This window comes from Bradyrhizobium sp. USDA 4501 (assembly GCF_054062115.1).
This window is the reverse complement of record NZ_JBSSEX010000001.1, coordinates 9,328,545-9,353,732: the sequence shown is the minus strand read 5'-3', so window position 1 is coordinate 9,353,732 and position 25,188 is coordinate 9,328,545. Positions and strand designations below refer to the sequence as shown.

Here is a 25,188-nt window from a genome sequence, read left to right as displayed (position 1 = left end):
TTCCGAGCAGGCAGTGGGGGGTATCATCGATCAGCGCCGCGGGAGACCCCATCGTTTCGGCGGCCGCCACTCCTGGTGTCGAGCACATCGGTCAACGAACTGAATTGAGCTCGCCTTCGGTCCGCGCAATCACGATCGTCGCCATGCCGTTGCCGATCACGTTCCCGAGTGCCCGCGCCCCTGACGGTATTTGAAGCGTCGCCGCACCAGTGCGGGCACGGCAGCCTTGGTTAGGCAAGCAGCGCTGATCCGTCGATTGTCTCCGATAGGTAGCGGAATCGCCAACATTGCGAGCGGCTCGAATTTTCCTGTGAATTCAAGACCAAAAGATTGCGGCGGGTATACCGTCGGCATTTGTCCGTCAGACTTGGGGAATTTTTCTTACAAATCAACGACGAAGGGTCGTTCGAAATGATAGAGTGGCAGTAGGGGGAGCGGCTGGCTGCTATCGCGCAGTGTGGCGTAGTTTTGGTGAGGCGTTCTCACTTCCTCTCATATCCGAGCGCTGATCCGGGTTGTGGCCTCCACTTAACCCCGATCGGAGTCTGAATTCCACCGCGCATCTGCGAACAGAGCGTTGTGGCGCATTACAGCGTGCAGAGCGGCCGGAGCACGTGAGGCGCCTCAATTGGGAGTCGCAACGCTCCCTGCCGCCGAAACGGCAATCGAGTTGCTCTTATCGCGCCACTCGCGGCTTGGTAGCGAGCGCCTGTACCGTTGCACCATTTTGGCGAAGATCGAGGCTTGCCGCGGCCGAACGCCGCGAACTAAAGCATGCTATGCTGAAAGGATCGGGATAACGTTACTTGCCGTAGTCAAAAATCCGGCTGGCCGTCAATCAGACAGTCGAGGGAGCCGATGCAACAGATTGCGGACTGGCTCAACATCCTCGGCCTGGGGCAATACGCGCAGCGCTTTGCCGAGAACGACATTGATCCAAGCGTTCTGCGCGATCTGACCGACTACGACCTCGAAAAAATCGGTGTCTCGCTCGGCCATCGCAAGAAGATGTTGCGCGCGATTGCGGAGTTCGCGGAGACCGGACCGAGACCCGTGCGTGCTCCCTGGACCGCGGCCGAGAGACGTCAACTCACGGTGATGTTCGCTGATCTCGTTGGCTCGACAGCACTCTCGACCAAGCTCGACGCTGAGGACTTGCGGGAAATCATTGGCAAGTACCACCGCTGCTGTGCCGAGCAAATCGAGAAATCTGGCGGGTTCGTCGCCAGATACATGGGCGACGGCGTGCTCGCATATTTCGGCTATCCGCGGGCCGATGAAGACGATGCCGAGCGAGCGGTATGCGCCGGGCTAGCATTGGTTGCGGCTGTGGCAGGACTCGATGTCGGCCCGTCGGCAAGATTGCGAGTGCGAGTTGGCATTGCCACCGGCTTGGTAATCGTCGGTGATCTCATCGGGGATGGCGCATCGCAGGAACATGGGGTGGTCGGTGAGACCCCCAATCTGGCTTCGCGGCTGCAGGCGGTGGCCGAGCCGGATACGGTGGTCATCGACGGCAGCACCCGTCGCCTCGTCGGTGGACTCTTCGAGTATCTCGCTCTCGGGAGCGTGTCCATCACAGGGTTTAGCGCGCCTGTACCGGTCTGGCGAGTCATCGGTGCGAACGCGGTCGATAGCCGCTTCGAGGCCTTGCGGGTAGCCAGAACGCCACTGCTCGGCCGCGATGAACAGATCGAGTTGCTGATGCGCCGCTGGCAGCAGACAAAACGCGGCGATGGCTCCGTCGTGCTGATATCGGGTGAGCCCGGCATCGGCAAATCGCGCCTCGCCGAGACCGTGCTGGAGCGGCTGAGTGATGATCTACATATCCGTTTGCGCCGTTTCTGCTCGCCGCACCATCAGGACTGCGCGCTTTTCCCGACCATCTCACAGCTCGAGCGAGCCGCGGGATTCCGGCGCGACGATACGGACCGGCAACGGTTGGGCAAGCTCGAAGCGCTGCTCGCGGAGGCAGACGCTGACCTCAGCGAGGCCGTCCCTCTGATCGCGGACCTGCTGTCCGTGCCGATCGGCAATAGCTATCCGCCTCTCAGCCTCACCCCCCAGAAGCGCAAGGAGAAGACGCTTGCGGTCCTGCTGGCCCAGCTCGAGGGACTGGCGGCGCGCCGGCCCGTGCTGATGGTGTTCGAGGATGTGCACTGGATCGACCCCACCTCGCTCGACCTGCTGGACCGCATCGTCGACCGCGTGGCCAACCTCCGGGTCTTGCTGATCATCACTTTCCGGCCAGAGTTCGCCCCAGCCTGGATCGGGCGCTCGCACGTGACATTGATCAGTCTCAGCCGGCTGCCGCATCGACAGCGTGCCGAGATGATCATGCGGGTGACCGGCGGCAAGGCGTTGCCCCGGGAGATCGTCGAAGGAATCATCGATCGGACCGATGGCATACCGCTGTTCATCGAGGAATTGACCAAGGCGGTGATCGAGAGCGGCATGCTGGCGGACGCTGGCGACCGCTTTGATGCGAGGGGGCCCGTGCCTCGGCTTGCCATCCCTACCTCGCTCCATGCCTCGCTCCTGGCACGGCTCGATCGGTTGGCGCCCGTGCGCGAGATGGCGCAGATCGGAGCTGCCCTTGGGCGGTCGTTCTCGCATGAGCTGATCAGCGCCGTCGCAGCCATGCCGCAGCAACAGGTGGACGGGGCCTTGGCGCAGCTCGCAAGCGCCGAACTGGTCTTCCAGCGGGGGACCCCGCCTGATGCAGAGTACACCTTCAAGCACGCGCTGGTGCAGGACGCAGCCTATAGCACCATGCTGCGCGGTCGACGTCAGCAGATCCATACTCGCGTTGCGACGACGTTAGAGAGCCAGTTCCCTGAAATCGTGGCTGCTCAGCCCCAACTCATGGCCCACCATTGTACGGAGGCCGGTTTCAACGAGAAGGCGGTCGGCTACCGGCTCAAAGCGGGCCAGCAGGCGGTCGCGCGATCAGCGATGACGGAAGCGGTGGCGCAGTTGCAGAAGGGGCTCGAACTGCTGGCGAGCATGCCCGAGGAGTCGCGGCCAAGACTGCACGAGCTCGACCTTGAGATTGCCCTAGGGCGGGCTCTGATGGCAGCCCGGGGGTATTCGGCGCCGGCGGTGGCCGATACCCTCGTCAGGGCGCGGGCGCTCGCTGAGCGGTTCGATCGACCGGACCGTCTCGCTCCGCTGCTCTATTTCCAATGGGGCTTCCATTCGGTTCGTGCCGAGCACGAGCTGGCGGTGTCGCTTGCCGAGCAGATGGAGAAATTGGGCGAGACTAGAAAAGATCAAGTCACTCTGATGCTGGGTCACTATATCCACGGCGCCAGTTGCCACTATCGCGGGGAGTTTGTGACAGCGCGCGGCCTTCTCGAGCTGTGTGATGGCTTGAGAGATCCGGCCGCTCGCGCGATTTGCGCCGCCATAGCGGTGGCCGATCCGCGCGCAGCGAGCCAGGGTCACTTGGCGGTGACGTTGGCGCTTCTGGGCGACATCGATCAGGGACGCGCGCGCGCGGACGAGGCGTTGTCAGAAGCCCGTTTGCTCGACCATCCGTTCACGGTGGCCTTTGTATTGAGCAAGGTGTGTGCAGTGGAGGCGGCCGCCGGCTTGCCGCATGATGCACTGCGGCATGCAGAAGAACTGGTGGCTCTCTCGAACGAGCATGGCTTTCCGCTCTGGTTGGGCCTCGGACTTCTCCAACATGGTCGCTCATTGACTGCCGTAGGACAGGCGCAGGGCGGCCTCGCCTTGCTCGCGAAAGGGCTCTCGGTGCTTCGTGGTGCCGGAGCTGTGGTGCACACGCCGCGCGCGCTCTGCCTTCTCGCCGAGGCTCACGCCAAGGTCGGGCATCAGCAGGAGGGGCAGCAATGCCTTGTTGAGGCCGCGCAGCTCATCGAGGCGACCCAGGAACGGTCCAGTGAGGCCGAGCTGCATCGACTTCGAGGCGACATGTTGAATGCGCGAGGCGACCAGGCGGCGGCAGAGCAGAATTATCATCGAGCGCTTGCTGTGGCGGAGCGCCAGAGCGCGAAGACGTTAGGGCTGCGCGCTGCGACCAGCCTCTCTTGCCTGTGGCGTGACCAAAGCAAATGCACGGAAGCTCACGATCTCCTCTTGCTGCGGTATCGCGCGTTCACCGAAGGCTTCGACACGCCGATCTTGAGGGACGCCAGGGCGCTGCTCGAACAGCTGGCCTGAGTCGTCACGAACCGAGCTGATGGAGAGGGCGGCTTTGGAATGCGGAGCAGGCCTGTATGGCTGGCACACAGCAGTGGGAGTGAGCGGCGCCGGACCCAAAGGTGCCTTCCTGATTTCTGACGGTATCTGAGGCTCCGTGCCAGTGCGAGCAATGTCAGTCTTAGTTCGCACGCGGCGCGCCATCCAGTCGATAGACTCCGATAGGTAACGGAATTGCCAGTTCTTCTTGAGGAGCAATTTTTTCTGTGAATTCAAGACCAAAAAATTGCGGCGGGCATACCGTCGGCATTTGTCTGTCAAATTTGAAAGTTTGTGCTTGCAAATCAACGACGAAACGTCGTTCGAAATGATTGAGTGGGAGTGAAGGGAGACTACTATAGCCAAGTGGCAACCCCGATGAGATGAAACAAGCGTCATGGTGGAAAAGGATTCGACCGGCGGCAGTCAGTCCAACTGGCGTGTGTTCCTTGGGCCGCAAGGAGACTTAGCGCCCAATACGGTTCAGATCACGCCAGCCGCCGACAATTGGAACGATTTTGGGCACTACACGGGTATCGAGTATACATTTCGTGGGTCAATCGTAGATCGGCCCGCGGAGACGAGCGGCTATGTTGGTTTCGTTACGGCAGAGCCGGGTCGAACCGACAGAAGCTTGTTGGCTCAATTGGTTCCGAGTACCGGGCAGCCTACAGAAATTCCAAGGGATCAAATCCAGTTCTTCACCATGCTGCCAAGCATGGAGGCTTATCGTTCTGTGGTCCAAGCACTAGGTGCTGAAGAGGCCACACAAGCGCTCATCGCGGTGAACGATCTCGTAGCTCTTGGTGAGTTCGACGCGAATTCGGATATCTTGAAAAAGGCAGTCGAGACTGAGGTTTTTTCGCTATCATTCATGCGAAGCTCTGATGCCTACTTCGCCTTGAAAAATGCAGGTCCGATTCTCCGCGGGCTATCGAGCGAGGAAATCGGAAGACTTTCCTCGACTCTAGCCATTCGATTCCAGCTGCCAGGTCGACGAAGTGACCATGACTTGCGTTTCCATTTTGACCATGATGCCGATCTACCGAAGCGGATCGCGGTCATTATTGGGAAGAACGGGGTCGGGAAGAGCCAAACGTTGGGTCGTATCGTGCGTGCCGCGATGGACGGATCGTCATCGCTCACCGATGGCGTCAGTGGCGGTCGCCCGCTGATAAATCGCCTCTTGGCATTCGCGCCAACCAACGAAGCTGAGTCTGTCTTCCCTTCGGACAAGAGGAGACGACCTCGTATTTGGTATCAGCGCTACTCTATGAACCGCGCGCGTCGGTCGAGACGCAACGACTATGTGTCTGATCTCATCGTTCAAGTCGCGAGGTCGGTGCAAACGGTCGCATCGAAGTCGCGCTGGAGCATCTTTATTGAGGCGCTGCATGCTATTGCTGAGCCTGGGCAAATTCACTTGGTGAGTTCGCTATCTTCAGAGCGCTACGTGTCATTAGCTGGGTTAATGCGGGGGTCGGAAAAGCAGACTTTGGAGAAGTTTGCGGCAATCAATGTCAGGCAAGAGCCGCTACGTGTCATAGACGGCGAAGGGTATCCTCTTAGCAGTGGTGAGCTTTCGTTCCTAAAATTTGCTGCTCAAGCTAGTCTGCATATTGAGAATGGTTCGCTACTATTGCTGGACGAACCCGAGACCCATCTGCACCCGAACTTCATTGGTCGTTTTGTCGCGCTCCTAGATAATCTCTTGGAGTCGACAGGCTCAGCTGCAATTATCGCGACCCATTCAGCGTACTTTGTCCGAGAAGTATTTCGCGAGCAGGTCACGGTGCTGAGTGTTGACGGTGACGGAATAGTGCTGGCACAGCGACCAACTCTGCGAACGTTCGGCGCAGATGTCGGGGCGATCTCTTACTTCGTGTTTGGGGAGGATGAACCGTCCAAGTTAGCATCTGAAGTTGAGCAAAGATTAATCGCTCGGAAATTGCCTTGGCCGCAGGTCTACGAGCAGTACAAGGACGAGCTGTCATTGGAATTGCTCAATACTCTGCGCGCGGTGATTGAGGGCGAGGCTGGCAGTGAATAAGATTCCAGTGCCGATCTATGATGACTGGGCGGCATTCCATTCTTTATCAAATAATGTGCGTTTGAAGAGTTACCCTCAGCTTCAGGCTTTGGCTCCGAACGTGCTGGATTGGTATGCCGAGTATATTGCTGTCGGCGGCAATCCCACGCTGGTTCAGAACCCACCTCTGACCGACGCTATTGCGAACTATCTGCGAGATCACTACGCGTCGCCTCCGATAGATTTAGGCCACATTCGAGCGATGCGAGTCTCCACGGAACATCTCGTATGTCCAATGTGCGGATCGATGCACAGTGGTACTCTTGATCACTACCTTCCGAAGGCTACGTTTCCAATTTTTGCGGTGTTCTCGAGGAACCTCGTTCCTGCGTGCAAGTGCAATAGCAAGCGGAAGGAGGTTTGTGTTGGCGCAGCTCAAGGTGAGCGAGTCTTGCACCCATACTTCGATGCTTGCCTCGGTGATCGGCTGGTGAGGGCCCAATTTGACGATCTCGGTGATGTGCCGCGGGTTTCCGTTGTCCTAACGATTCCAAATACTCACGCACACTATTCGGCCATCAGCTTTCACGTCAGGTCTATCGTTCAAAGGTCGGCGATTGCGAAATACTTGGCGGATCGTTGGAGCTCGTTCTTTCGTCGTCCGAGCCTAGTAGTCCGCGCTCTAGAAAAGAACGTTACAATTCGAGCTGAGTTGGAGGAATTACTCGAAAAGGAACGTGGTGCTCTGGACGATTTGCACAAGAGCATGAACAACTGGAACTCGGTCTTTGTTTCTGGTCTGCTTGAGCCAGACGTTGTGACGTGGCTGTTAGGAAGGTTGTCCATTCCAGGCCGCCAGCCCGACGCGGCTCTCGGCTAGGCGTCGATGTAGTGGTGGGACGCAAGTCAAATCCCTTTGCGCCACCCGCGACAAATCACCCCGACGGGCAACTCAGCAAAACCCGTCAATCCCGCGATAAGAAAATATTCCGCTTGGCGTTTGACCCAACTCAGATGTTCAATATGCGCATCCCACCCGACATGAGGGGCGGATCGCGGTCGTCACGAACGTGGTGTGGGATGCGGTGGACGCCGAGTGCGCGACTGACGAGTGCGCATGAAGTGGACGGCGAAGTCGTGTGGTCCTGACGCCCTAGTGGTAGGTGTCTTCCGCGAGATGCGAAGCATCTTCGCGAAACGGTGACAAAAAAGCCCAGTCTCGCCGGGGAGAGCACGAAGTAAGCCGCACAACCATCGCGCAGGGAAGGCCGGATGTTTCCGGTTACACCTGTGGTCCTACCCCCGAGCTTCCTACCCATTGCTCGGGGCCCATGGGTGCGATCGGCACCCGGTCTTCCCTGCGCCCTCTGATCGAAGAGGGTGAAACCAACATCAAGGCTCGGACGATGATCGTCGCGAGAACGCGCTGCTATATCTGGTGCTGTTTGACACCGTTGAACCGAATTGCGCACTGTTCATCCGGCGCGGCCAGGGTGTTTCCCCGCTCTTCGAACGGCGCACTTCTGCCGATCACTGCTCCTTCTTGAACAGATCCTGGAAGATGAGCGGGCCCCAAATGCGGTCGCGTGCGTGCACCAGCGAGCGTAGCCCGGATGAGCCAACGGGTCGCGCGAACGCGCGCCCGATGACGGCCTCCGCGATATCCGGGGCACTCCTGTCAGCGTGTCGCCTGGTGTCCCGCATATCGCTTCGCTGATGCGGGCTACGCGCTACCATGGCTTGGAACGATCGAGTGGGAGTAGGGCGTCGCCGCCTCATCTCGATCCGACGTTCGGGCCATCTATGCCGGCAGAAGACCCGCGGCGCGATAGCTGTCGATCATCGAGTCGTAGAGCGAAATATCGGAGCGGCTTCTGGCGACGAGCTGCGCGCCGGCGACGGCGGCGAAGATGGCGCGGGCCCGCTGTTCGCTCTTTCTCGAACTGACCAGGCCCGCGGCCACCAACAGCTTGCTCAGCCACGCCACGTTGACGTCGGCAAAGGTCTGGACCTGCTTCTTCACTGCGTCCGGCAGGTCGTCGACTTCCGCCGACATGAAGCTGCAGAGGCACATGCGGTTGTTGCTCTCGAGCGCTTTGCGAAACACATCGGGATATCGACGCAGGCAGCGGACAGGATCGGCCGTTTCTGCCAGCATCGACTCGAGTTGGGCGGCGGTGTCCTCCCAGTAGCGTTGCGCGACGGCGACGCCGAGATCGGCTTTGCTCGGAAAATGGTGATAGATGCTGGCGGCCTTGATCCCGACTTCGTCCGCGAGATCGCGGAAATTCAAGCCGCCATAGCCGCGTGCCTGCGCGGTCCGCTTTGCTGACGCCAGGATGGCCTCCCGAGAGCTCGAACTCACTTCATTGCCTCACTGCTTCGTTATCTACCAAGTGATAGATAGGCGTTGACCGGCCGGATTTGAAGGCTAATTTGACCCTACCAAGTGACAGGTAGACGGGAGTCATGATGAAGATTTACGATTGGCCAACTGGCCCATATCCGGCCCGCGTTCGCATCGCTTTGGCCGAGAAGAACCTGCGGTCGCAGGTGGAGTTCGTACTGGTCGATCTCTACAAGGGCGAGCACAAGAAGCCCGAATTCCTCGCCAAGAACTACTCCGGCACGCTGCCGGTGCTCGAACTCGACGACGGGGCGTTCATTGGCGAGTGCACGGCCATTACCGAGTACCTTGACGCGCTCGATGGCGCGCCGACGCTGACCGGCAGGACGCCGCGCGACAAGGGCGTGATCCACATGATGAGCAAGCGCGCCGAACTGGAGCTGCTCGATGCCATCAGTGTCTATTTCCACCACGCCACGCCGGGTCTTGGGCCTCATGTCGAGATCTATCAGAACCCCGAATGGGGATTCCGTCAGCGCGACAAGGCCCTCAGGGGGATGCACTACTTTGACGGCATTCTGAAACGACAGCCGTTCGTCGCCGGCGACGCATTCACGATGGCCGATATCACCCTCATCGGCGGCTTGATCTTCGCGGGACTGGTGAAGGTGCCGGTGCCGGTCGAGTGCGAGGCTCTCTTGGCATGGTATGCAGCGATGCAGGAGCGTCCTAGCGTCAAGAACCGGATAACGATGTCCGAGCCGATCGAGGCATCTTGATTAAGATCGTAGTTTGCGAACACCGCCCTCGTGAGTCTTACGCGAGGGCGGATCGCCAAGATAGCAAGCGTAGCCCGGATGGGCGCAGCGACATCCGGGGTTTTCCGATCGGCGCTCCGCGTCTCGTCCCGCATGTCGCTCCGCTCATGCGGGCTACGGATCGCAAATCCGTTACTGCTCCTTCTTGAACAGATCCTGGAAGATGAGCGGGCCCCAAGTGCGCCCGCGTGCGTGCACCAGCGCGCCACCCTCGTTGAGCTTTCCCAGCTTGACGGGTGCGAACCCGAGTTGCTTCGCCAAGGCCGCCACAGGAGCGGTCGCGTCCTCGTCGTCACCAGACAGAAAGACCACCCGGCGGCCGCCCTCGACGATCGGATCGGCAGCCAGCTTGGCCGCAACCAGGTGATTGAACCCTTTCACGAGCTTGGCGCCGGTGAACGCCTTCGCGACGAAGGCGGAGGACGGGACGCCGTCCAGCTCTTCAGGGACTGGAAACGCGTTCATCGCGTCGACGACCGTCTTGCCTTTCCAGCTCGGCAGGGCCTTCCCAACCTCGCGATGCTCCCCGAACGGGACCGCCAGGATGATTGTGTCGGCCTCGAGTGCTTCCCGCAACGACTTGGCGACGACCGTCGGTCCAATCGCCCGAGCCTGCGGCGCCAACGCCTCGGGCGGCCGGCGGCTCGCGACGGTCACGTTGATGTTCTTACGGGCGAAGGCGTGGGCGAGGGCCTGGCCTATCTTACCGAATCCTACAATCGCGTAGCTCATAGTGCTTCTCCGATCCGTGTTGGTGATGATTCGATTTCAGATGGCCGAGAAGCCGCCGTCGACAGACAACTCCACCCCATTCACGAAGCTCGAATCGTCTGAGGCAAGAAACAGCGCGGCCGCCGCAATTTCCTCGGGACGACCCATCTTTCCCCGCGGGATCAGGGATTCGAACATCCGCTTCGCTTCCTCGGTGAGAACCTGGTCCTGCATCGGTGTGGCGATCGGCCCAGGGCTCAGCACGTTCACACGGATATTCCTGCCCTTCAGTTCGTTGAGCCACGTGCGTGCGAATGCGCGCAACGCCGCCTTGCTCGCCGCATATACGCCGTAACCAGGAAAGCCCTTCACCGAAGCGACCGACCCGGTCATGAAGATCGATCCGCCATCGTTGAACAGCGGCAACGCCTTCTGAACCGCAAACAACGTGCCGCGCGTATTCAGGTCGAAGGTCGCATCGAAATGCTGCTCGGTAATCTCGCCCAGTGGGACGGCCTTGCCGATGCCGGCGCTCGCGTACAGGACGTCGATCCTGCCCTTTTCCCGCTTGACTGTATCGAACAGACGATCGAGGTCGTCGAGATTGGCCGCGTCGCCGCGCACGCCGGTCACGTTGCGGCCGATCAGCTTGACCGCCTCGTCGAGCACCTCCTGCCTTCGGCCCGTGATGAAAACATAGGCGCCTTCTTCAACGAACCGCCTGGCGCTCGCCAGCGCCATGCCGCTCGATCCACCCGTGATGACTGCAACCTTACCCTCAAGCTTTCCCATGACTTCTCCTTTCGTCGGTGTCGGACAGCGTCTCTGGTCCCATTTGCGAGATGGCCCCCGAGAACCTCGACGTAGCTCTGCCGGCGTCAGGCGTTGAGTGCGGAAGCGCGCACATCGGTGGTGCGAAATCGATCCGGCCGGATGACTGACGCCAGCCGCGACGATCGGTGTCCGCCGTTCGGAATTGGGCCGCGCTTGTCGGCGTGGCTATTCGGCTTGGGCTATGATGATCGCCCGTGCTACTCACATACGAGATGCTGTTCGATGTATTGGAGACGGGCTTTGGAAGGCGCACCCCAGCGGTGCCGGATTGCACCATGATCGACTGGGATGACGTTCGCTACTTTCTTGCCGTCGCGCGCGGAGGCTCGGTGCGGGCTGCCGCCGAACGGCTCGGGGTGAACCACTCGACCGTGCTGCGACGCGTCGCCCAGCTGGAGGAGCGGCTCGGAGCGCACATGTTCGAGAAGCTGCCTTCGGGCTACCGCCTGACGGCTGCGGGGGAGGAGGTCCTCGAACTCGCGGACCAGATGGAAGCGTCGTCGCACCAGCTGGAGACGCGCGTCTTCGGCCGCGACCAGGGCGTGCGCGGGCTTCTGCGGGTGACGCTGGCACCGCCCCTCGCGACACACCTGCTCATGCCGGACTTCGCCGATTTCGCACGACTGCATCCGGACATCGAGATGGAAATCCTGTCGTCCGGTGAGCTGGCAAATCTGACCAACCGGGAGGCCGATGTCGCGATCCGCGTCGTCTACGACCGCAAAACCCTGCCGCTCAATCTTCACGGCCTGAAGGGACCGGAGCTGTTCGGCGGCATCTACATATCCCGCGATCGACTGGCCGCGTGGCGCGCGGGCGCGCCTGATCCCGTCAGGTGGATTGTCATAAGTATTCACGGAATCCCGGACTGGGCCCACGAGGGCGAGGTTCGTGCCGCCGAGGTTCCGTTCCGGGCCACAGATGCCGCGGCGCAGATCGTCGCGGTGCAGCAGGGGATCGGCATGACGACGCTGCCGTGCTTCGTCGGAGATGCCGACCCTCTGCTTGTGAGGGTGCCGGGCACCGACCTGCACATGTACGGAACGCTCTGGCTTCTCACACAGGGAGAGACACGCAAGACGAAGCGCGTGCGGCTCTTCACCGAGTTCGTATCCCGCAGGCTCACGGCATACGCTCCGCTTCTCGCCGGACTGTCCGTATCACGCGACTGACGCGCGGGCAGGAGTCAAAGACGAAGAAACGTTTCTGCAACGACAAATCAACTCATTGGGCGCAATGAGAACCATCGAGCAAGCGTAGCCGGATGAGCGAAGCGATATCCGGGGCATTTTCTATCGTGTGTCGCGTGGTGTCCCGCATATCGCTGCGCTCATGCGGGCTACTCACTGTTTCAGCGGAGCGATGGCACATCGCGCTGGTCAAGCGGCTAGGAGGCCGCTTGACCGATCGATGCGCGCCACGCGATCAATAAGATGGACCCGGCTCGCAGGGGACATTGTTGCCGGTCCAGGGCGCAGTGGCGAATGAACCGACGCGCGGCGCCGGAATGCAGGCGCGACCGTCGACATAGACGTGCTCGGTCGGCGCGGCGGCGCTCGCCTCCGCGACGTGGCGGGACATCGCGTGGGTTTCACGCGCCATTGCCGGCGACGCGATCATGGCAACCGCGATCAAGGAAGCCGACAGGAGTTTGACGTTGGTCATGGAGTTTCTCCGTGTTGTTTATGGGGCCAAGGAGTCTGGCCTCGTCAGATATTTGTGCGCGGCATCGGCGGACTTGAATGCAATCATCACTCACGCCGGCTCAACGCTGCGTGAGCAACGAGATCCTCGCCGCTGTGTCGCGCGATGCAGACCATCACCAACAGGCCGGATGAACGAAACGTAATCCATCACGTCTTCGGGTGATGATCGTGAGGGCGCGTTACGTCCGCGTTGGCACTCCTACGGGTTCAGCAAGCGTAGCCCGGACGGGCGAAGCGATATCCGGGGCGTGTCGTGGCGTCCCGCATATCGCTGCGCTGATGCGGGCTACCCGTGCCTTGGAACTTTCGGACGCAAACGCCGCACAAAACTCCGTCACGGCGCGAGCTCGGCTCTGATCTCGCCGAGCAGCGCCATGCCGCCGAGCCGGCCGAGTTCGTCCGAACATTTTGCGCTCTTGCCGTAGCAGCAGAACGCGACCGTGACGCGCTCCGAAAGCGGTCCGATGCAGGGCAGTCCGCTGTCGCCGAAGGTGGTCATGCAGGGCACGACGCGGCGTTCCTCGAAAGCGAGGTCGCGAATGCGTTCAAGGATCTGTCCTTGAAGCCGATCGGCGACTTCAATCGATCCGCCCGAGCGGAACCAGTCCTTGATATCGGCCTCGCTGTCGAGCGGAAGATCGACCGGATCGCCGCCGAGCTTCAGCCAGGTCTGGCCGTCCGGATAGCGGATCGGCGGCAGGATGTAGGGATTGTCACCCTTGGGCCCGAGACAACGCATCGATGGCATTCCGGCCAGGCGTTGGGTCTCCGCCGCACCAAGCCGGAACAGCGCTGCGGTCCGCCCATAGACCGTAAAGCTCAGGGAGCGGCCGAGCAGCGATTGGGTGTGCCCGCCCGCCGCAACCAGAACGCGCTCGGCCTCGACGCTGCCCGATTGCGTCCGGATCGTCACGCCGGAGCCGCTTTCCGAAATCCCCAGCGCGGGTTCGTCGATAATCCGGGCGCCGGCGCGCTCGGCCGCGATCGTCTGCGCGCGGACCAGACGGCGCGGGCTGATGTATCCGGCATTGCGTGGCTCGAAATAACCCTGCATTCCCGCCGTCGATTTCAGAAACGGAAAGCGCTCCGCGAGCCCCGCATCATGATAGGCTTCACACCGGATCCCGTCTTCGGCACAGATCCTGCCGATCGAAGCAACATCAGTGGTTTCGCTGCGGCCGATGTGAAGCGCACCGGCTTCCCGATAGAACTCCACGCCGCTCTCCGCTGAAATCTCGCCGTAGCGCGAAATCGCAGCGCGGTTCGCTTGCCGCCAGAACGGCCCTGGATCGTAACTCCGCGTGATGCGGCCCTCGTCATAGTGGCTGCCGAAGACGCCGCCATGGCGCGAAAAATCCGCCGGCTCATCGGGCCCGATCAGCGCAACATCGTGGCCCATCTTGCTCAGATGCCGCGCAGCCGCCGATCCGATCAGGCCGCGTCCGATCACCGCAAGTTTGATCGCTTGATTGGTGCTCACGAAGAAGTCCTGCGCTCTGCCTGCATCGGCGGTGTGAGATCGACCATGTCATTTCCGATGCTCCGGCAGCAAGCATAATCCAGCCGAGCGCAGGTGGACCGGCGAAGCGTAATCCGCCACATCTTGAAGCCACGCGCGAGGCGGCAGGTTACGCGTTCGGCTAACCCGGCGCCGATTTCCCGCGAGACTCTTCGCGACTGCCGGGAAGTCGGCGCAAGCCGGCGTCTGACGACGCTGTTTTTCCGCGCGAACGCTCCACCGAGCGAACTTGAAACAAATAGTCACGGTGATTTCACTCGCTCTGAACGACGTTGTATGAGAGGATGCAACCAAGGGTCAACATGGTGCATCTTCACCGGCAGGAGGGCGAAATGAGCGACCAGATGATCGAGGCGACGACAAGTCCGGCACAGATCGTTCAACAGGCGGCCGAAAAATATCTCGGCATCAGCAACGCCCCTGGCTGCTGCATCGCGGTCTATGACGAAAAGTCGTTCGGCACCAAGGGCTACGCCTACCCCAAGGGACTGTCAGGCGTGGCCGGCTCTTCGCCCGCGCCATTCAGTGTCACGACCGACACGGTGTTCGAGATCGGATCGGTGACCAAGGTGTTCACCAGCACATTGCTGGCGGTGGCGGTCAAGGCGGGTGGGCCTTCTCTTGACGATACCATCGGCCCTTATCTGAACCTCTTCAGCGCGAACGCGGTGGGAACGCCGGTGCTGGACGCCATCCAGCTCGTGCAATTCGCCACCCATACCTCCGGCATGCCGGAGCAGCCGGGGGACGGCTTGACTGGCTACAGCGAGCAGCTGTTTGCGGACGAGCCGCCCTCCAGTGAACTCATCAACTGGTGGAATCAATATGATACGCCGCCGCAGGGCTGCTGGCAGTATTCCAACATCGGCTTCGTGACCCTGGGCTTTGCGGTCACGCAGATGTTTGCGAAAGACAAGGGCCATAACTACAACGAAATTTTGGCCGAATACATCACCGGTCCGCTCGGCATGAAGCAGACCGGAGCGGTGCTCAATTCGTCGTGGAAGATCGCGCAGGGATGTATCGGGCATTGGAGCAAGAGCTCCGAGCCGCCATATCCGATCGTCTTCGACCGCAACACGCCGACCGGCGGCACGGCCTTTGATCTGAAGACCACCGGCGACGACATGATCAAGTTCCTTGCGGCGCAGATCGCGGCGCCGAAGGGGCCGCTCGGGTCGCAGATCGCACTGACGCAGCAGAACCGGGGGACATTCCCCATCTGCGGGGAGAAGACCAGCGTCACCATGGGCCTCGCCTGGCAGCTCACCACGGACACGCAGGGCCATACCGTTTTCACAAAGAACGGCGCGACGAGCAGAGGCGGATTCGAAGCGGTCGTGATCGTCGTGCCGGAACTGCAATGCGGTGTCGCGGTGCTGAGCAACCAGTATTTCGATGCGTCGGGCGTGCACCCCGCGGGGATCGCACCCGGCCGCACCGCACTGGAGATTATTTCGCAGCTTCATCCAGGCTTCGAACTGACCGAACCGCTGCCGGAACACGATCCATTCGACTAGCAAACCTGGCCCGGACGAGTGCAGCGATGTCCGGGGGCTTTGCCGTCCGCGCAAGGGCGCTGTCCCTGTTGTCGCCAACCTCAGCCGGTCAGTCGCTTACCCGTGTTGACCGCCAGCTGAGCCTCGAAAGCGCGCTGGTAAGCCGGCCGCGCTTCGCCGCGGGCGACATAGGCGGACAGGCCCGGATATTCTTCGAGAATGCCCGATGCTCTCAGCCTGAGCAGCACCGACACCATCATCAGGTCGCCCGCGCTGAACGCGCCGTCGAGCCAGTCGGCCTTGCCGAGGCGGGGGGAGAGTTGCTTCAGCCGGTCGCGGATGCGATCCATGACCAGCGGCAGGCGGTCTTTGGTCCAGGGCTTGTCGCTCTCCAGAATCCTGGCGGTCATGAGTTCGAGGATCGGCGGTTCCACCGTGTTGACCGCGGCAAACATCCAGGTGATCGCGCGGGCGCGGGCATTGGCATCGCCGGGCAGCAGGCCGGCATGACGCTCGGCGATATGGAGCACGATCGAGCCTGTCTCGAACAGCGCCAGATCACCTTCCTCATAGGTCGGAATCTGGCCGAAGGGATGCAGCGCCAGATGCGCGGGTTCCTTCATCGCCTGGAACGAAACAAGGCGAACCTCGTAAGGCTGGCCCGTTTCTTCCAGCGCCCAGCGAACGCGCGTATCGCGCGCCAATCCCTTGCCGCCATCGGGCGACCGTTCGAAGGCGGTAATGATGGGCGTCATCGTTTCTCTCCATGTCCTTGCGTCCTGAGAGCCTGACTGAAAAATGGGTGAGTGATCTCAGTGGGGTGTGATTCCATCGGATTTGCAAAGATTCGAGGGAGAGCACGATGCCCTGGACCAAGATCACTCGGGAGCAATATCGGCGGGACGATCTGCGTTATGCAAGCGATATGACCGATGCGGAGTGGGCGGTGATCAGACGCCTGTTGCCGCGAGCGAACCGGCGCGGCCGGCCGCGTAAGACGGAGCTGCGTCGTGTGATCGAAGCGATCCTCTATATCGTTTCGACCGGCTGCCAGTGGCGGGCGTTGCCGCAGGAGTTCCCGCCCTATTCGACGGTGCAGGGCTATTTTTATAGATGGCGGGATACAGGCCGGTGGCAGAGGATTGTCAGCGTGCTTGTCCGACGGGCGCGAAAAAAGCTTGGACGGACACCGAAGCCGACGGCAGCCGTGATCGACAGTCAAAGTGCGCCAACCACGCAAGCTGGCGGACCGCGCGGCTACGATGCAGGCAAGCGCATCTACGGCCGCAAGCGGCATATCGTGACGGATACCAATGGCCTCCTCCTTGGGGTTCATGTTCATCCGGCCAACGTTCAGGACTGCCATGGCGCCGTACCGCTGCTGAAGAACGTGCGGATGAACTTCCCCCGGCTGCGCCACGTCTTTGCCGACCGGATCTACCGCGGAAATCAACTCCTCGACGCGCTCTCAGACTGCGGTCCATGGACTGTCGAGATCGTCGAGCGGCCTCAAGGCGTCAAAGGCTTCCAGCTTCTGCCGAGGCGGTGGGTAGTTGAACGCACATTCGCTTGGTTCGGCAGATGCCGCTGCCTCGCCAAGGACTTCGAGGCGACGGCGGCAACCGAAGCTGCCTGGCTGCTGATTGCACACATCAGGCTCCTGACCCGCAGACTCGCGGCTGCAGCTAAGGTTGGGTGATTTATGAGTCAGACTCTGAGGACGAGCGGGCGGCGCGCGCCCCGACAGCTGATTCCGGAATCGTTTGGCCAAGCGTAGCCCGGATGTAGCGCAGCGAGATCCGGGGCCGGTCCTGCCAAAGGCGAGAACCCCGGATTTCGCTGCTCAATGGCAGTCATCGCCGCGATAGCGGCCGAATTGGCCGATCCGGACAGGCTTTGCGATCGTGATGGCGGTGTGCGGTTTCGCCAACCACCCTATGCGAAAAAGGAAAGGCTGCCGTGGCCGGGCTCGTGACATGCCTGTGGTTCGACCAGCGCCAGGCGCGCACGGCTGCGGAGTTTGCGCCGCAGCCGTTCCTGGTAGCGGTGTCCGCGGGGTATATCTTCGCTGACCTAGCGCCACGAGTTGCAGAACAAAGTTGGGTGAATGTTGATGGGTGATCAAGGCCGCGGATTGCGACGAATGCGATTGCTTCGTCAGATGAAGCAAAGCTACCTCGCTGAATTGATGGGTGTGGATCAGGCGACCGTGTCGCGCTGGGAGCGCGGCATTCTCGATCTGTCGGAAACCCAGTGGATCTCGGCGCGCCGATTGCTCATGGGTCCGTTCGAGCCGGCCCAAGATGCCGCTCTGAAGCGTCTCGTCGAATCCTCGACGCGCAAGGTCCATCTGGTGTGCGACCTGACGCATCGGCTGCTTGCCGCGTCGGCGCCCAGGCAGGCCGAATGGCGAACCGGCTTATCCGAGTTCCTGGGCAAATCGCTACGTGTCTATGCCTCTCCGGAAATCCTCGCGGCTGACATCGCCCTCAATGATCTCGGCTGGTATGACGGGCAGCTCAGCTCGCTCGAGGTCAATACGGGTCCGAACTCCGATGCGGATCTCGTGATCCTTCCGGGACGCATGCTGTGGGAGCGCATCATGCTCGCCGACGGTGCCCCCGCGCGGCTGGTCACCACCATTGCCTAATGCACGGGGAGGCTGCCTCAGCCGGATAACGCCCGCATATTTTATGCGTGGCGACCTTTCGACAAAGGCTGCTAGGTCGGGCTCGTACGGCGGACGAGCTTCGGCACGCGCATCCGGTTGGACGCGCGGGAAAAAGCTCTGAAGCGGAACACGCCGAGGCCAGAGATCGCGTTCAATGAATTCCGTTCCCTTGTTTGACATCAAGGCCGTTCCGAAGGCCGAGCTTCACGTGCATGTCGAGGGAACGCTGGAGCCGGGCATGCTGCTCGATTTTGCCCGCCGGAACGACGTGGCGATCCCGTACCGCTCGATGACCGATATCCTCTCGGCGTATCGCTTCTCCGATCTCCAGTCGTTTTTGGAGATCTACTGGGCTGGTCTGACCGTGCTTCGGACGGAGCGCGACTTCTATGAGCTGGCACGCGCGTACCTGACCCGCGCGCGGGAAGACAACGTCGTTCATGCGGAAATCTACGTCACCCCTGCCGACCATACCGAGCGCGGCGTGCCGTTCGATGCTGTCATGGACGGCATCAGCGCCGCTTATGCAGACGCGCGGTTACAACGCGATATCACCGGAGGCGTGATCCTGTGCGTTCGCCGGCATAAGCCTGTTGAAGAGGCCTTCGCCGCCATCGAGGCAGCGCGCCGCTGGCGCGACGGCGTGCTGGCCCTCGGACTTGGTGGACCGGAAAAAGGCTACCCGCCCGGACCCTTCGACCAGGTCTTCGCCCGCGCCCGCGCGCTTGGCTGGAAGACGACCGCGCATGCCGGTGAGGAAGGGCCGCCGGTTTACGTGACCGAAGCGATCGACAGGCTACGCGTCGACCGCATCGATCACGGCGTCCAATGCGAGGCCGATCCGGCACTGATGCGGCGGCTTGCCGACGAGGGGACGCCGCTCACGGTGTGCCCGTTGTCGAATGTGGCGCTGCGGATCTTCCCCGATCTCCAACGTCACAATCTGCGCCGGCTGCTCCACGCCGGCCTCTGCGTCACGGTCAACTCCGACGACCCCGCGTATTTCGGAGGTCACGTCAACGAGAATTTCGTCCGTGCAGCAGCGGCGTTGGGCCTGACTGCCGAGGAGCAATTGAGCCTCGCCGACAACAGCCTCAAGGCTGCGTTCGTGGATGAAAGGCGACGTCAGGACTATCGGCGCGTCATCCGGGAAATCAGGCCGCCCCGTTCACACCGGTCACCTGCATGACGACTGACACTTCCAGTCCCGGGCTCCGCGTCTGGCTCGCCGTCATCGTGCTCGGCGTTGCTTCGTTCACGATGGTCACGAGCGAGTTCGCGCCGGTCGGGCTGTTGTCCCAAATCGCCCTCGATCTTGGTCGAGACCAGGCCGCGGTCGGGCTCACGGTCACGCTCTATGCCTGGATCGGCGCTGCAAGCGGTCTGTTGTCCGCCGTTCTGCTGCAACGTTTTCCCCGCAAACCGCTGCTCGTTGTTCTGATGCTGGTGTTGTCTGCGACCAATCTTGCGGCAATGCTCTCCGACGGTTTCACGGGGTTGTTGTTGGCGCGCGCGGTCGGTGCTGTCGTTCACGGTTTCTTCTGGGCGATGGCGGCCGCGATCGCAACGCAGATCGCGCCGTCTCATCGCATGGGTGTTGCGACAGCGATCGTGTTCGGCGGAATCTCGATGGCAACCGTCATCGGCGTGCCGCTCGTCAACCTCATCGGACAGAACAACGGATGGCGCGCGGCTTTCGGCGTGATCGGCGGGGTCGGATTGTGCACGTCCGCCCTGATGGTCGGCGTTCTTCCGCGGCTCCGGGCCGGATCGCCGGCGGGATGGCAAGCGCTGGCAGCGGTGGTGCGCCGACAGGACCTGCGGAGAATCTATTCCGTAACGGCGTTCATGGCGGCAGCGAATTTCGCAGCCTATACGTTCATCGAACCCTTCCTCGGCGAGATCGCGGATGTGCCGCCCTTCATGATCGGTGTGATGCTGTTCGGTTTTGGCGGAGCAGGATTTGTCGGCAACATCCTGACCGGCGTTCTGATCGATCGCTTCATGACATCTGTCATCACGTGGGGACTGCTGGCCCTCGCGGGCGCGCTTGTCGGGCTTGGATGGTTTGGCCCGCAACTGGGGGCCGGCGCGGTTGTTACCTTGCTCGTCGTCTGGGGCGCCGCCGTCGCGGCGCTGTTCGCGGGCCTCCAGACTTGGATCTTACGCGCGGCCGGTTCCATGGCGATGTCCGCGGCCGCGGTCCACTCCGCGGTCATCAATTGGGCGATCGGCGTCGGAGCCATTCTTGGTGCCCGGATGCTGAATCTCTCGGATCTATCCGGAGTGATGCTGATGGCGGGAGTGATCGTCATCGTGCCGCTGTTGATCATGCGCGTGAGCCGAAGTGGCGAAACATGATCCGCGATGGCGAAACACGTTGTGGAACGAAAGCCTGCGCCGCGTCGAACCAGGACCATAATCACGGATTATTCCCTCTCCATTCTGCTCGATGATCCCTGGAAGGAGACTGCCATGACCGATCTCGTCACATGCCTCTGGTTCGATCAGGGCCGGGCGCGCGAAGCGGCGGAGTTTTATGCTGCGACGTTTCCCGACAGCCATGTCGGCGCAGGCCATCAATCTCCGATACCGGGCATCGGGCAGGGCGAGGAACTCACGGTCGAGTTCACCGTGCTCGGCCGCCGCTTCGTCGGGCTGAACGGCGGCTCGAACTACGTGCCGAACGAGGCGGTCAGTTTCATGGTGCTCACCGACAGCCAGGAGGAGACCGACCGCTACTGGAATGCGGTCACTTCCAACGGCGGCAAGGAGTTGCCGTGCGGCTGGTGCCGGGATCGCTGGGGCTTTGCCTGGCAGATCACGCCGCGGCGGCTGCTTGAGCTCGTCAACAGCGCCGACCGCGCCGCCGGCAAGCGCGCGATGGAGGCCATGATGACGATGAAGAACATCGACATCGCCGCGATCGAGCGCGCGGCGGCGGGGTAATCCGCGTGCCGGAATGATTTGGCCCGGGCTCGATAGTCGGGTGTCCGATCGAGCCGGTATGTGCCGCGCGCGGCCATTCACGTTGCCGCGTGCGCTCGCCGCGACGATCACCCCGGCGCAAACGCGGGATGTGCCTGGTGCTGTCGCGTGATACGAAATTCGCATTCGCAGCTCTGGAGCCAGCCCTGATGTCCGTCGCAGCCGCCGCCAATCAACAGCAAAATCTCACCGCCGCCGAATCCGATCCGCAGACGCTTGGCTGGATGCAGGGCTTTCCGCCGCCGCAGGACAGGACCATCACCTTCCAGAACGGCTCGTTCCGCAGCTTCCCCGAATTGCGCTGGGCCTGGAGCAACATCCGCCAGCTGGTGCCGACCGTGAATGTCTGGCGCGGGGCAGGGCCGGCGTCGGTGTTGCCGCGCGAAGACCATGATATCGGCGCGTCGGCATCGGTGACGATGGACGGCCGCCCGATGACCTTCGCGCGCATGCTCGAGGAAACCTATGCCGACGGCATCGCCGTGCTGCACCGGGGCAAGCTGATCTATGAGCGCTATTTCGGCGCGTTGAGGCCGCACAAGCCGCATATCGCGATGTCGGTGACCAAATCGTTCACCGGCACGCTCGCCGGCATCCTGATCGCCGAGGGCAAGATCGATCCGCAGGCGCCGATCACCGATTACGTGCCGGAGCTGAAGGCAAGCGCGTTCGGCGATGCCCGCGTGCACGAGGCGATGGATATGACCACCGGCCTCAAATACACCGAGGTCTATACCGACAAGAATTCCGACGTGTGGGGGCTGCGGCGTGCCAACGGCATGGCGCCGATCGAGCCGGGCTATGAGGGCGCGACCAATATTTTCGATTTCCTCTGCGCGCAGCAGAAGCAGGGTGAGCACGGCAAGGCGTTCGCCTACAAGACCGTCAACACCGACGTGCTGGCCTGGATCTGCCGCCGTGCCAGCGGCATGACCTTATCGGACCTGCTCTCCGAGCGGATCTGGGCCCCGATGGGCGCCGAGGAGGATGCGCATTATCACGTTGACCGCATCGGCACCGAAAGCGGCGGCGGCGGATTGTCGACGACGCTGCGCGATCTCGCCCGCTTCGGCGAGACGATCCGTAATCATGGCCGCTTCAACGGCCGCCAAATCGTACCGTCCCAAGTGGTCGAGGACATCGCGCGCGGCGGCGATCCCGAGAAATTCAAGCCTGCCGGCTACACCACACTGCCGGGAGCGTCCTACCGCAATCAATGGTGGGTGACGCACAATGCGCACGGCGCCTTCATGGCGCGCGGCGTTTATGGCCAGGGCCTCTATATCGATCCGAAGGCCGAGATAGTGATCGCGCGCTACGCCTCGCACCCGGCCGCCGGCAACGCCGCCAACGACCCTGTGACGCTGCCGGCTTACATGGCGCTGGCCAAGGATTTGATGGCGGGAGGGTAGGACGAAGGCAGGTTGGTTCGCTCGCGCAAGACGCGTAGCCCGGATGAGCGCAGCGATATCCGGGGCCTTTCCGTCTGCTGATCGCGGCTTGTCCCGCATGTCGCTTCGCTCATGCGGGGCTACGATCACGTCCGCGAGATTTTGTCGAAGCGCTTGATCAGGCGCTCCCGCTTGATGCGGGACAGCCGCCTGATCCAGAACACGCCGTCGAGCTGATCGATCTCGTGCTGATGGCACACGGCGCGCAGGCCGTCGGACTCTTCGGTCTGCATGTTTCCGTCGAGATCCTGATAGCGGATGCGGACGCGGGCGTGACGCTCGACCTCGTCGTTGACCCCGGGCATCGAGACGCTGCCTTCCTTGTGCAGGATTATCTCGGGCGAGGTCCGGATGATCTCCGGATTGACATAGGTCCGCGCGCCCTCGCTGGCATCGAACTCGAGCACCACGACGCGCAGGGATACGCCGATATGCGGCGCGGTGATGCCGATGCCGGGCGCCGCGCGCATGGTCTCGAGCAGGTCCTGCGCCAGTTCGCGCAGCGCCTCGTCGAACATGGTCACCGGCTCGGCCGGCAGTGCAAGGCGCGGATCGGGATAGCGCACGATGGGGCGAATGGTCATGCCCGTGTCTTAGGCCAGTGCATCGCGCCGGACAACATGCTGATCCCGGGCACCGCGTGCGCGCGCCGTTCAGAGATGCTTTTCGAAGAACAGATCGGGGTAGGGGTCGTCGTTGAAGCGCGGGATCTCGGTCCAGCCCGTCCTGCGATAGAGCTGGCCGGCTTCCGGCAGCGCGCTGTTGGTGTCGAGCCGCAACACCGCGATGCCGAGCTCGCGTGCGGCCTGCTCGGCTGCGTCCATCAGGCGGCGGCCAAGGCCGAGGCTGCGCGCGCCAGGTGCGACCCAGAGCCGCTTGATCTCGGCGAACTCGCCGCCGCTGCCCTTCAGCCCGACGCAGCCGATCGGCAGGCCGTCCGACATCGCCACGATGAAGCTGCCGCGCGGCCGCACCATATCCTTGGCCTCAGGGTCGCGCGACAGCTTGACGTCAAAGCCTTTCTCGAATCGCCGCGCCAGTTCGGCGTAATATTCGCCGAGGCAGTAGCGCGCCTCGTCGCTGCGCGGATCCATCTCATCGAGGGCGGTGCCGTCGCGGCCGAGCGCCGATGCGATCAGGTCCATCGCCGCCAGCAGCGCCTCGCGTTGGCTGTGGTGGGTGAGAAAGTCCTTGGCCTGCCGGTTGGAGATCGCCTCATAGGCGTTGAACTCGCGCCTACCCGCCGCCGTCAGCCGTGCGATGCGGCGGCGCGCATCGTCGCCATGCGCCGTGGTCTCGATCAGGCCTTCGTCCTCGAGGCTGCGCAGCAGGCGGCTCATCAGGCCGGAATCGAGCCCGAGATAATCCCTGATCTCGCCGACATCGGCGCGGCCGTGTCCGATCGCGTTCAGCACGCGCGCCGCGCCGAGCGGCCGGCCGCGCCCGAGGAACGAGGTGTCGAGCGCGCCGACGGCGGAGGTCACGGCACGGTTGAAGCGACGGACGCGGGACACGGGGTCGAGCATATATCTGACTTTAGTCAGATATCGTCGCCGCGTCAATCGGCCGGCGATCCAGACCGAATGAAGCCATGCCGCCTAGTGCAGATGCCGCAACTTGTCCGGGTTCCTCACCAGATAGATCGCCACGACCTTGCCGTCCTCGATGTCGAGCGCGGTGGTCGACAGCTCGCCGTCGGTCTCGAGCGTGATGAAGCCGGGCAATCCGTTGATGAAGCCGGTGCGAACCAGGTGCGAGCTGTGGTTGCGGAAATGCGCCGCCAGCGATTCATGCAAGCGCATCACGGCATCGAAGCCGAGGATCGGCTTGTTCGCTGCCGGACGCTTGCCGCCGCCGTCGGCATGCACGCTGACATCGGCCGCCAGCATGGCACCGAGCGCCTTCATGTCGCCGCTGCGCGATGCCGCGAAGAAGGCCTCGGCGAGCGCGATGCCGCGCTGCTTCTCGATCTGGAAGCGCGGGCGCGCCTCGCGGATATGGTTGCGCGCGCGGCCGGCGAGCTGACGGCAGGTCGCCGGCGTTCGCTGGATGGTTGCCGCGACCTCGTCGAAGCCAAGTCCGAACACGTCGTGCAGCAGGAAGGCCGCGCGCTCCAGCGGCGACAGCCGCTCCAGCGCCAGCATCAGCGGCAGGGTGACGTCATCGTCCTGCTCCTCGACGACGGGATCCGGAAGCCACGGGCCGACATAGGTCTCGCGCTGGCGGCGCGCGGATTTGAGCTGATCGAGGCAGAGCCGCGTCACCGTGCGGCGCAGGAACGCCTCCGTCTCGCGCACCTCGCTGCGGTCGGCCTTCATCCAGCGGATGAACGCCTCCTGCACCATGTCCTCGGCATCGGCCACCGAGCCGAGCATGCGATAGGCGACGCGCATCAGCCCGGGACGCAGCGGC

21 protein-coding genes are annotated in these 25,188 nt (G+C 62.3%); 12 read left to right on the top strand and 9 right to left on the bottom strand.

Going from position 1 to position 25,188, the window contains the following annotated elements; genetic code table 11:
* Positions 1–858 precede the first annotated feature (858 nt).
* The 3 genes from ACVWZM_RS43840 (at position 859) to ACVWZM_RS43830 (ending at position 7,112) form a co-directional block, all read left to right on the top strand.
* The gene (locus tag ACVWZM_RS43840; protein ID WP_456856392.1) at positions 859–4,185 is read left to right on the top strand and encodes an AAA family ATPase; all 3,327 of its coding nucleotides are present in this window, start codon (positions 859–861) and stop codon (positions 4,183–4,185) included.
* A 415-nt stretch (positions 4,186–4,600) separates the two neighbouring features.
* Complete coding sequence (locus ACVWZM_RS43835; RefSeq protein ID WP_456856391.1) at positions 4,601–6,253, top strand: AAA family ATPase; 1,653 nt, start codon at positions 4,601–4,603, stop codon at positions 6,251–6,253.
* On the top strand, positions 6,246–7,112 hold the full coding sequence (locus tag ACVWZM_RS43830; protein ID WP_456856389.1) for a hypothetical protein: 867 nt from the start codon (positions 6,246–6,248) through the stop codon (positions 7,110–7,112). Before ACVWZM_RS43835 ends, ACVWZM_RS43830 begins: the two co-directional genes overlap by 8 nt.
* Positions 7,113–8,033: 921 nt before the next feature.
* On the opposite strand, the gene ACVWZM_RS43825 is transcribed toward ACVWZM_RS43830, so the two are convergent.
* Entirely contained in the window at positions 8,034–8,597 is a 564-nt protein-coding gene (locus ACVWZM_RS43825; protein ID WP_456856387.1) for a TetR/AcrR family transcriptional regulator, read from the bottom strand.
* 107 nt (positions 8,598–8,704) lie between these two features.
* Between ACVWZM_RS43825 and ACVWZM_RS43820 the strand changes: the two genes are divergently transcribed.
* Positions 8,705–9,358: a glutathione S-transferase gene (locus ACVWZM_RS43820; protein ID WP_456856862.1), complete on the top strand. Its 654-nt coding sequence runs from the start codon at positions 8,705–8,707 to the stop codon at positions 9,356–9,358.
* Between the two features lie 171 nt (positions 9,359–9,529).
* Here the strand turns inward: ACVWZM_RS43820 and ACVWZM_RS43815 are convergent, their stop codons facing one another.
* Both ACVWZM_RS43815 and ACVWZM_RS43810 read right to left on the bottom strand, forming a co-directional pair.
* The gene (locus tag ACVWZM_RS43815; protein ID WP_456856385.1) at positions 9,530–10,129 is read right to left on the bottom strand and encodes an NADPH-dependent F420 reductase; all 600 of its coding nucleotides are present in this window, start codon (positions 10,127–10,129) and stop codon (positions 9,530–9,532) included.
* Positions 10,130–10,165: 36 nt separating this feature from the next.
* Positions 10,166–10,900: an SDR family NAD(P)-dependent oxidoreductase gene (locus ACVWZM_RS43810; RefSeq protein ID WP_456856383.1), complete on the bottom strand. Its 735-nt coding sequence runs from the start codon at positions 10,898–10,900 to the stop codon at positions 10,166–10,168.
* Between the two features lie 317 nt (positions 10,901–11,217).
* On the opposite strand from ACVWZM_RS43810, the gene ACVWZM_RS43805 reads away from it, so the two are divergent.
* Entirely contained in the window at positions 11,218–12,114 is an 897-nt protein-coding gene (locus tag ACVWZM_RS43805) for a LysR family transcriptional regulator (protein WP_076831767.1), read from the top strand.
* A gap of 253 nt (positions 12,115–12,367) precedes the next feature.
* Here ACVWZM_RS43805 and ACVWZM_RS43800 read toward each other — a convergent pair whose 3' ends face one another.
* On the bottom strand, positions 12,368–12,607 hold the full coding sequence (locus ACVWZM_RS43800) for a hypothetical protein (RefSeq protein ID WP_456856381.1): 240 nt from the start codon (positions 12,605–12,607) through the stop codon (positions 12,368–12,370).
* Positions 12,608–12,982: 375 nt separating this feature from the next.
* A complete protein-coding gene (locus ACVWZM_RS43795; protein WP_456856380.1) occupies positions 12,983–14,128 on the bottom strand; it encodes an NAD(P)/FAD-dependent oxidoreductase in 1,146 nt (381 codons plus the stop codon).
* A gap of 383 nt (positions 14,129–14,511) precedes the next feature.
* Here ACVWZM_RS43795 and ACVWZM_RS43790 point away from each other — a divergent pair, with 383 nt between their 5' ends.
* Entirely contained in the window at positions 14,512–15,687 is a 1,176-nt protein-coding gene (locus ACVWZM_RS43790) for a serine hydrolase domain-containing protein (RefSeq protein ID WP_456856378.1), read from the top strand.
* Positions 15,688–15,767: 80 nt separating this feature from the next.
* Here ACVWZM_RS43790 and ACVWZM_RS43785 read toward each other — a convergent pair whose 3' ends face one another.
* The gene (locus ACVWZM_RS43785) at positions 15,768–16,421 is read right to left on the bottom strand and encodes a glutathione S-transferase family protein (protein ID WP_456856376.1); all 654 of its coding nucleotides are present in this window, start codon (positions 16,419–16,421) and stop codon (positions 15,768–15,770) included.
* A 107-nt stretch (positions 16,422–16,528) separates the two neighbouring features.
* Between ACVWZM_RS43785 and ACVWZM_RS43780 the strand changes: the two genes are divergently transcribed.
* From ACVWZM_RS43780 to ACVWZM_RS43755, 6 genes are all read left to right on the top strand, one after another.
* The gene (locus ACVWZM_RS43780; RefSeq protein WP_456827749.1) at positions 16,529–17,365 is read left to right on the top strand and encodes an IS5 family transposase; all 837 of its coding nucleotides are present in this window, start codon (positions 16,529–16,531) and stop codon (positions 17,363–17,365) included.
* 414 nt (positions 17,366–17,779) lie between these two features.
* Complete coding sequence (locus tag ACVWZM_RS43775; protein WP_076831778.1) at positions 17,780–18,316, top strand: helix-turn-helix domain-containing protein; 537 nt, start codon at positions 17,780–17,782, stop codon at positions 18,314–18,316.
* Positions 18,317–18,491: 175 nt separating this feature from the next.
* Positions 18,492–19,526, top strand: coding sequence for an adenosine deaminase (locus ACVWZM_RS43770; RefSeq protein WP_229190650.1), 1,035 nt, complete (start codon positions 18,492–18,494; stop codon positions 19,524–19,526).
* 47 nt (positions 19,527–19,573) lie between these two features.
* Positions 19,574–20,698, top strand: a complete 1,125-nt coding sequence (locus ACVWZM_RS43765) for an MFS transporter (protein ID WP_456856374.1) — start codon at positions 19,574–19,576, stop codon at positions 20,696–20,698.
* 114 nt (positions 20,699–20,812) lie between these two features.
* Entirely contained in the window at positions 20,813–21,286 is a 474-nt protein-coding gene (locus tag ACVWZM_RS43760; protein ID WP_253608996.1) for a VOC family protein, read from the top strand.
* A 188-nt stretch (positions 21,287–21,474) separates the two neighbouring features.
* Positions 21,475–22,737 (top strand): serine hydrolase domain-containing protein, encoded by a 1,263-nt coding sequence (locus ACVWZM_RS43755; protein ID WP_456784684.1) that lies wholly within the window; start codon positions 21,475–21,477, stop codon positions 22,735–22,737.
* 125 nt (positions 22,738–22,862) lie between these two features.
* On the opposite strand, the gene ACVWZM_RS43750 is transcribed toward ACVWZM_RS43755, so the two are convergent.
* From ACVWZM_RS43750 to ACVWZM_RS43740, 3 genes are all read right to left on the bottom strand, one after another.
* Positions 22,863–23,360 (bottom strand): peptide deformylase, encoded by a 498-nt coding sequence (locus tag ACVWZM_RS43750; RefSeq protein ID WP_057020041.1) that lies wholly within the window; start codon positions 23,358–23,360, stop codon positions 22,863–22,865.
* A gap of 69 nt (positions 23,361–23,429) precedes the next feature.
* A complete protein-coding gene (locus ACVWZM_RS43745) occupies positions 23,430–24,302 on the bottom strand; it encodes a bifunctional helix-turn-helix transcriptional regulator/GNAT family N-acetyltransferase (RefSeq protein WP_141342111.1) in 873 nt (290 codons plus the stop codon).
* A 72-nt stretch (positions 24,303–24,374) separates the two neighbouring features.
* Positions 24,375–25,169, bottom strand: a complete 795-nt coding sequence (locus ACVWZM_RS43740; RefSeq protein WP_143271150.1) for a sigma-70 family RNA polymerase sigma factor — start codon at positions 25,167–25,169, stop codon at positions 24,375–24,377.
* Positions 25,170–25,188: the final 19 nt, after the last annotated feature.